Below are 6,191 nucleotides of genomic sequence, written 5' to 3'. Positions count from 1 at the left end.
CTTTTAACTCCAACAAGTGGAGAAATTTTAATTTGTGGTATGAAGCCAGGGACTGAAACAAAAAAGATAGTATCATAATATATTAAGTAAGCTTGTAGTAGCATTAGTTTGGTCAATAGCAAGCATAGTTATTTCAGTTATTTCAATTATAATTTTAGCTTATCAAAAAGGATTATTTACAAAAATAATTACTACAATTCCAGTGTTCTTTAATGATGTAAATAAAATAGCTGGAACTCAGGGATTCTTAATAATATTAGAAATAATATTAATGATGATTATAAATGTAGTATTTTCAATACTAATGATATATGCATCACTATCTATAGGAAGTTTATTTCAAAAACAAAAAATATTAGCTTCATTTGGAGCATTTATAGTATTAAATATTGCAACTAATATAATAGCATCAATGGTTCAACTTCCATTAATGCTAGGACTAGATTTAACAGGCACTATGAATAATTCTGAAATTACTGCAGTGAGTATATTTATGGGAGTAATGTTAGGTATAAGTATACTATTTTCTATAGCATACTTTATAATTTCAAATTATATCTTAAATAAAAAATTAAATTTAGATTAGTAGATAAAAAACATGGTTTCTTTTGATAGCTATGACCCTTGAGGGGTGTATAAAAATTTTTAAAATAGAAAATAATTGTATGTGATGGTAAAATTAACTATATGATTGTGAATGGAGGATATTAATAATGTCACATATAGTTGGAAAATCAGCATACAAAAGCTTAGAAGAAAGATTAAATAGATTTCCGCAAGGGGCACCAGCATCAGATACACTTTATAAAATATTAGAAGTACTATTCGATGAAAAGGAAGCTGAGTTAGTTGCACAGTTACCAATAAAGGCATTTAGTATAGAAAAAGCAGCGAAAATATGGGGAATGAAACCTATAGAAGCAGAAAAGATTTTAGATAAACTTGCAAGTAGAGCAATCCTACTAGATATTGAGCATGACGGAAAAAGAACATTTATGCTACCACCTCCAATGGCTGGATTCTTAGAGTTTAGTATGATGAGAACGAGAGGAGATGTAGATCAAAAACTATTAGCAGAATTATATTATCAATATTTAAACGTAGAAGAAGATTTTATTAAAGACCTATTTTATAGTGCAGAAACTAAATTAGGTAGAGTTTATGTTCAAGAAAAAGTTCTTACAAATGATAATTCAGTAGAAGTTTTAGATTATGAAAGGGCTTCTCATATAATAAAGACTGCAAGTGATATAGGAATTAGTATGTGTTACTGTAGACATAAAATGCATCATATGGGTAAGGCCTGTGATTCACCAATGGATATATGTATGACATTTAATACTACAGCTTCATCATTAATTAAGCATGGTCATGCAAGAAAAGTAGATGCTTCAGAATGTTTAGATCTTTTAGATTTAGCTTATGAAAGTAATTTAGTACAATGTGGTGAAAATGTTAGAAAGGGAGTAAACTTCATTTGTAATTGCTGTGGATGTTGTTGTGAAGCAATGCTTGCAGCTAAGAAATTTGGAGTAATGCATCCAGTTGAAACTACTAATTTTATTGCAGAAGTAAATAAAGATACTTGTGTTAACTGTGGAAAATGCATTAGGAAATGTCCTGTTGGAGCTATTAAAAATGTAGTTATAAATAAAGGTACACCAATGGAGAAAACAGTAGCGGAAGTTGATAAAGATTTATGTTTAGGTTGTGGAGTATGTGTAAGAAATTGTTTCAATAATAGCCTAATGTTAAAATCAAGAGGAAAAAGAATAATAACTCCAGCAACTTCAGTTCACAGAGTTGTACTTATGGCCATAGAAAAAGGTCAGTTATCTAACCTTATTTTTGATAATAGAGCACTAGCAAGTCATAGAGCCATGGCAGCAATATTATCATCAATATTAAAACTTTCACCAGTAAAAAAAGCAATGGCCAGTGAACAGATGAAGTCTATATATTTAGATAAGTTATTGGATACCAAGTAATAATATAACTAAATTGTGAGCACTACGAGATTGAAATATAAAATAGTATTTTTCTGATAATGGTAAAATTTTTGCCTAGAATTTATGATTCACTGCTTTCATTAATATTCGCACTTGAAAATTAACGACTTCTTCTAGGGGATCATATGAGAAGTCGTTAACTTTTTAGATTGGAGTATGTGAAATTGTATACTTAAGCTTTAAAGCTAGTGATAGAGAAAAATTAATGATATTACCGAAAGGAAGTATTATATAAATTCTTAGCGAAATTATATGACTTAATGGAGGTTATATCATTAATTTTCGGCATCACGGCACAAATGCTTTAGTGTACAATATTACTCGTATTTTTCTAGCTTCTTAATGACTTTTTCGTAGATGTTATCGGCTACAGAGAAGTCCATAGCTTTAATATAATAGCTTTCTAATTCATCATGTAAAAGATGGGCATTATGAATTAAAGAAATACTCTTATTAATCAAATCATAGAATAAATCGCTATCATACTTTATATCATCATTTTTTGATGAAGATAAATTAGACTTAGTATAATCAAACAAGTTATACTCTATTCCAGTATAATTAGCTTGATTAATTTCATTATTAGTTATAATACATGTAGAAATTTCAGGAATGAAAATATGCTCAATACGTTCAGGGACGAATGGATCATGCATATATTCAATAAAATAACCTTTCTTTTGGCCACAGCTTCCTATAAATTTTAAAATATCAGTTTTACCAAATCCAGGCCCGCCAGTTAATACATATTTTTTCTTAAAATCAGTACTTAGAGAGTCAGCATAAGTAATGATTCCATCAGGAGTAATTGCAGTTGCAAATAAATGACGTTCATTACCATAGCCAAATTTATCAACTTTAAAAATATTATTCTTTAAATTTTCAATTAAATTATAAATTTTGTTAGAGTCTAAGGATTCATAATTTAAGCTACTCCAATCATCATGAATAGATTTAGCAGACCCTAAAAATCTATAAGCTCTTTTGAAGTTTTTACCTATTTCTTTGTTTAAGGATATTATTTCTTTTTTGTTTTTAGATAGCATATCCATATCAAGAGCATCACCCATATTAAGTATCTCGTCAACAGCGCCAGGATTAATAGGGTCAACTATATGAGGTGAAGTACCATCTAATAAGGCTATGTTTAATTCTTTTACTAAAACACCATCTAAAGAATTTGGATCTGAAGAACAGTGGTGATATTCAATTGTATATCCTTTTTTATTAAAATGAGCTCCAACTTTTTTCATTAATTGAGATTTACCTGTTCCAGGGCCACCTTTTATACAAAGAATTCGTCTAGCATCATCTTGTGGAAGTACATATCTATAAAATGAATAGAATCCTTTTGAAGTATTTCCACCAGGGAATAGATGCCTTTCTTTTAATGTAGACATTAAATCACTCCTAAATAAATATAACTTGTTCATAATATTTTATTCAGTATGCATTAAAAAATGGACAAAATAAAATAAATAATTTCTAGAGAATTTATATTAATAAATATAATAACAATAATATTTATACAAAAACAATGAATAAAACATGTATATATGCATAAAGAATATACAGTTTATGTTTATAAAAAACATAATATACGTAAAAATATTCATTTAAAATATAGTTTTTATGCATAAATATAAAAAAATATAAAAAATATAAAAAAGGTATTGCATAAATATGATTAATAGATGTATAATTATACTATGGTTTAGGAAAAGTTTTACAGTAAATAATTAAGGGGGATTTAAATATGAAAAAGGGATTAATTAAAAAGGTAGTTGCAAGTGCATTATTAGGAATTATGACTATGGGGCTAGTTGGATGTGGATCATCTAATAATACAAGTGCAGCAGGAAATAAAAATGATTTATTAGAAACAATACAAGATAAGGGAAAAGTTGTCGTTGGAATGAGTGCAGATTATGCACCATATGAATTTCATTACATAGATGAAAATGGTAAAGATGTTATTGGTGGATTTGATGTAGATATAGCTAATGAGATAGCTAGTAAACTTGGCGTTGAATTAGTAATTCAAGAAATGGATTTTGATGCATTAGTAACAGCATTACCAGCAGGAAAGGTAGATTTGGTAATATCAGGTATGAATCCTACTGAAGAAAGAGCTAAAGTAGTAGACTTTTCAGAGGTTTATTACAATTCACAACATGGAATATTAGTTAGAGCAGAAGATGTGGACAAGTATAAAACTTTTGCTGATTTAGAAGGGGCTAAGGTTGGAGCTCAATTAGGATCAACTCAAGAACAAATAGCTAAGAATGAAATTCCAAATGCAGATTTACAACTATTAGCTAATGTTAATAACTTAATATTAGAATTAAAATCAGGAAAAGTTGATGCAATAATTATGGAGAAACCAGTTGCACAAATGGCAGTTAAAAGTAATCCAGAATTAGCAGTTGGTGAACCAACATATGAAGAGGAATCTGGAGGAAATGCAGTAGGTGTTGCTAAGGGAAATGAAGAGCTATTAGCTAAAGTAAATGAAGTTATAAAAGAATTAAATGAAACTGGAAAAATGGATGAATATATAGTAAAAGCTAATGAATTAGCAGCAACTGCTAATATAGTAGAAGAATAATATTGTTAATTAAAGTTTCTTTTACAAAATTGGGGCTATAAAAGTAAGAGTAAGCTTTAAATATAAAATTTAGTTATAGCAGAGCTTTGGGGCAAGCTCTGTTAAATAGTAAATTTTATAAAAAAAGAGGGGGATAAGAAAATGAATTTTGATTTTAGTTTTGTGCCGCAATATATACCTTATTACTTACAAGGTGTTAAATATACATTATTAATTTCTTTAATTACAGTACTTTTTGGAGCATTATTTGGTTCAGTATTATTCTTTATGAAGAGCTCTAACTTTCATATTTGGAAGATTAAGCCTTTAAAAATAATAGCTGTAATTTATATTGAAATAATTAGAGGGACACCAATGCTATTACAAATCTTAATTATGTATGCTGGTTCTAAAATGTTCTTTGGAATAGACTTAAAGCCATTTACATCAGCAATAATAGCAATTGCACTAAATTCAGCAGCATATGTGTCAGAAATAGTAAGAGCTGGTATAGAAGCAGTAGACAAGGGACAAATGGAGGCTGCAAGAAGCTTAGGTATGAAAAAGAGTACAGCAATGATATTAATTGTAATACCACAGGCTGTTAAAAATATATTACCTGCAATAGGTAATGAGTTTGTTGCAATAATTAAAGAATCATCAATGGCGTCAATAATTGGTGTTAATGAATTAATGTTTGCATCAAAGGTTGTAGTAGGATCAACATATAGAGGATTAGAGCCATATATAGTGGCAGCAGGATTTTACTTCATTATGACATTTACATTAGGTAGAATTATATCTCTTATAGAAAGGAGAATGAAAAAAAGTGATTCGCGTTAATAATCTTCATAAAAGTTTTGGAAAAAATGATGTTTTAAAGGGAATAGATGAGCATATAGAAAAGGGGGAAGTGGTAGTTGTAATAGGTCCATCAGGTTCAGGTAAAAGTACATTTTTAAGATGTTTAAACCTATTAGAAGAACCAACCTCAGGTAAAGTAGTATTCGAAGGCAATGATATTACAGATAAAAAAGTAGATATAAATAAAATTAGAGAAAAGATGGGAATGGTGTTTCAACAGTTTAACCTTTTCCCACATAAGACTGTATTGCAAAACTTAACGATAGCACCTATTAAAGTTAAAGGTCTTAGTAAAGCAGAAGCAGAGAAGAAAGCTATGGAGTTATTAGAGAGAGTTGGATTAAGTAATAAAGCAACAGCTTATCCATCATCACTTTCAGGTGGTCAAAAGCAAAGAATAGCAATAGCAAGAGCATTAGCTATGGAGCCAGATGTTATGCTATTTGATGAACCAACGTCTGCATTAGATCCAGAAATGGTTGGGGAAGTTTTAAATGTTATGAAAGATCTTGCAAAAGAGGGTATGACAATGGTAGTTGTTACTCACGAAATGGGATTTGCAAGAGAAGTTGGAGATAGAATTTTATTCATGGATAATGGGAATATTGTAGAGCAGGGTACTCCAGATGAAATATTCTCAAATCCAAAGAATCCAAGAACAATAGATTTTTTATCAAAAGTATTATAGATAAAAGTTTTATTAATGAAAAAAATCCACATGCCAGTAGGCA

Annotated in this window: 6 protein-coding genes and 1 pseudogene; 6 read left to right on the top strand and 1 reads right to left on the bottom strand. The window is 29.3% G+C overall.

From position 1 onward, the window contains the following. The 3 genes and pseudogenes from Q0G30_RS10250 to Q0G30_RS10240 all read left to right on the top strand — a co-directional run. Positions 1-75: pseudogene (locus Q0G30_RS10250) on the top strand (ABC transporter ATP-binding protein); the annotation flags it as partial. 127 nt (positions 76-202) lie between these two features. Further along, positions 203-586 carry a hypothetical protein gene (locus Q0G30_RS10245; RefSeq protein WP_294389448.1) on the top strand — a complete coding sequence of 128 codons (384 nt, stop codon included), beginning with the start codon at positions 203-205 and terminating at the stop codon, positions 584-586. Between the two features lie 127 nt (positions 587-713). Then, entirely contained in the window at positions 714-1,988 is a 1,275-nt protein-coding gene (locus tag Q0G30_RS10240; protein WP_294389447.1) for a 4Fe-4S binding protein, read from the top strand. Between the two features lie 338 nt (positions 1,989-2,326). Here Q0G30_RS10240 and Q0G30_RS10235 read toward each other — a convergent pair whose 3' ends face one another. Beyond that, on the bottom strand, positions 2,327-3,409 hold the full coding sequence (locus Q0G30_RS10235; protein ID WP_294389445.1) for a PRK06851 family protein: 1,083 nt from the start codon (positions 3,407-3,409) through the stop codon (positions 2,327-2,329). Positions 3,410-3,765: 356 nt separating this feature from the next. On the opposite strand from Q0G30_RS10235, the gene Q0G30_RS10230 reads away from it, so the two are divergent. From Q0G30_RS10230 to Q0G30_RS10220, 3 genes are all read left to right on the top strand, one after another. Continuing rightward, positions 3,766-4,617, top strand: coding sequence for a transporter substrate-binding domain-containing protein (locus tag Q0G30_RS10230; protein WP_294389443.1), 852 nt, complete (start codon positions 3,766-3,768; stop codon positions 4,615-4,617). 141 nt (positions 4,618-4,758) lie between these two features. Beyond that, entirely contained in the window at positions 4,759-5,439 is a 681-nt protein-coding gene (locus tag Q0G30_RS10225) for an amino acid ABC transporter permease (protein ID WP_294389442.1), read from the top strand. Next, a complete protein-coding gene (locus tag Q0G30_RS10220; protein ID WP_294389440.1) occupies positions 5,426-6,148 on the top strand; it encodes an amino acid ABC transporter ATP-binding protein in 723 nt (240 codons plus the stop codon). The genes Q0G30_RS10225 and Q0G30_RS10220 overlap by 14 nt, the downstream gene beginning before the upstream one ends. Positions 6,149-6,191: the final 43 nt, after the last annotated feature.

It is taken from the genome of uncultured Clostridium sp., assembly GCF_934754925.1.
Lineage (GTDB): Bacteria > Bacillota > Clostridia > Clostridiales > Clostridiaceae > Clostridium.
Note: the sequence above shows the minus strand (reverse complement) of the source record. Positions and strands in the feature narration are given on the sequence as shown.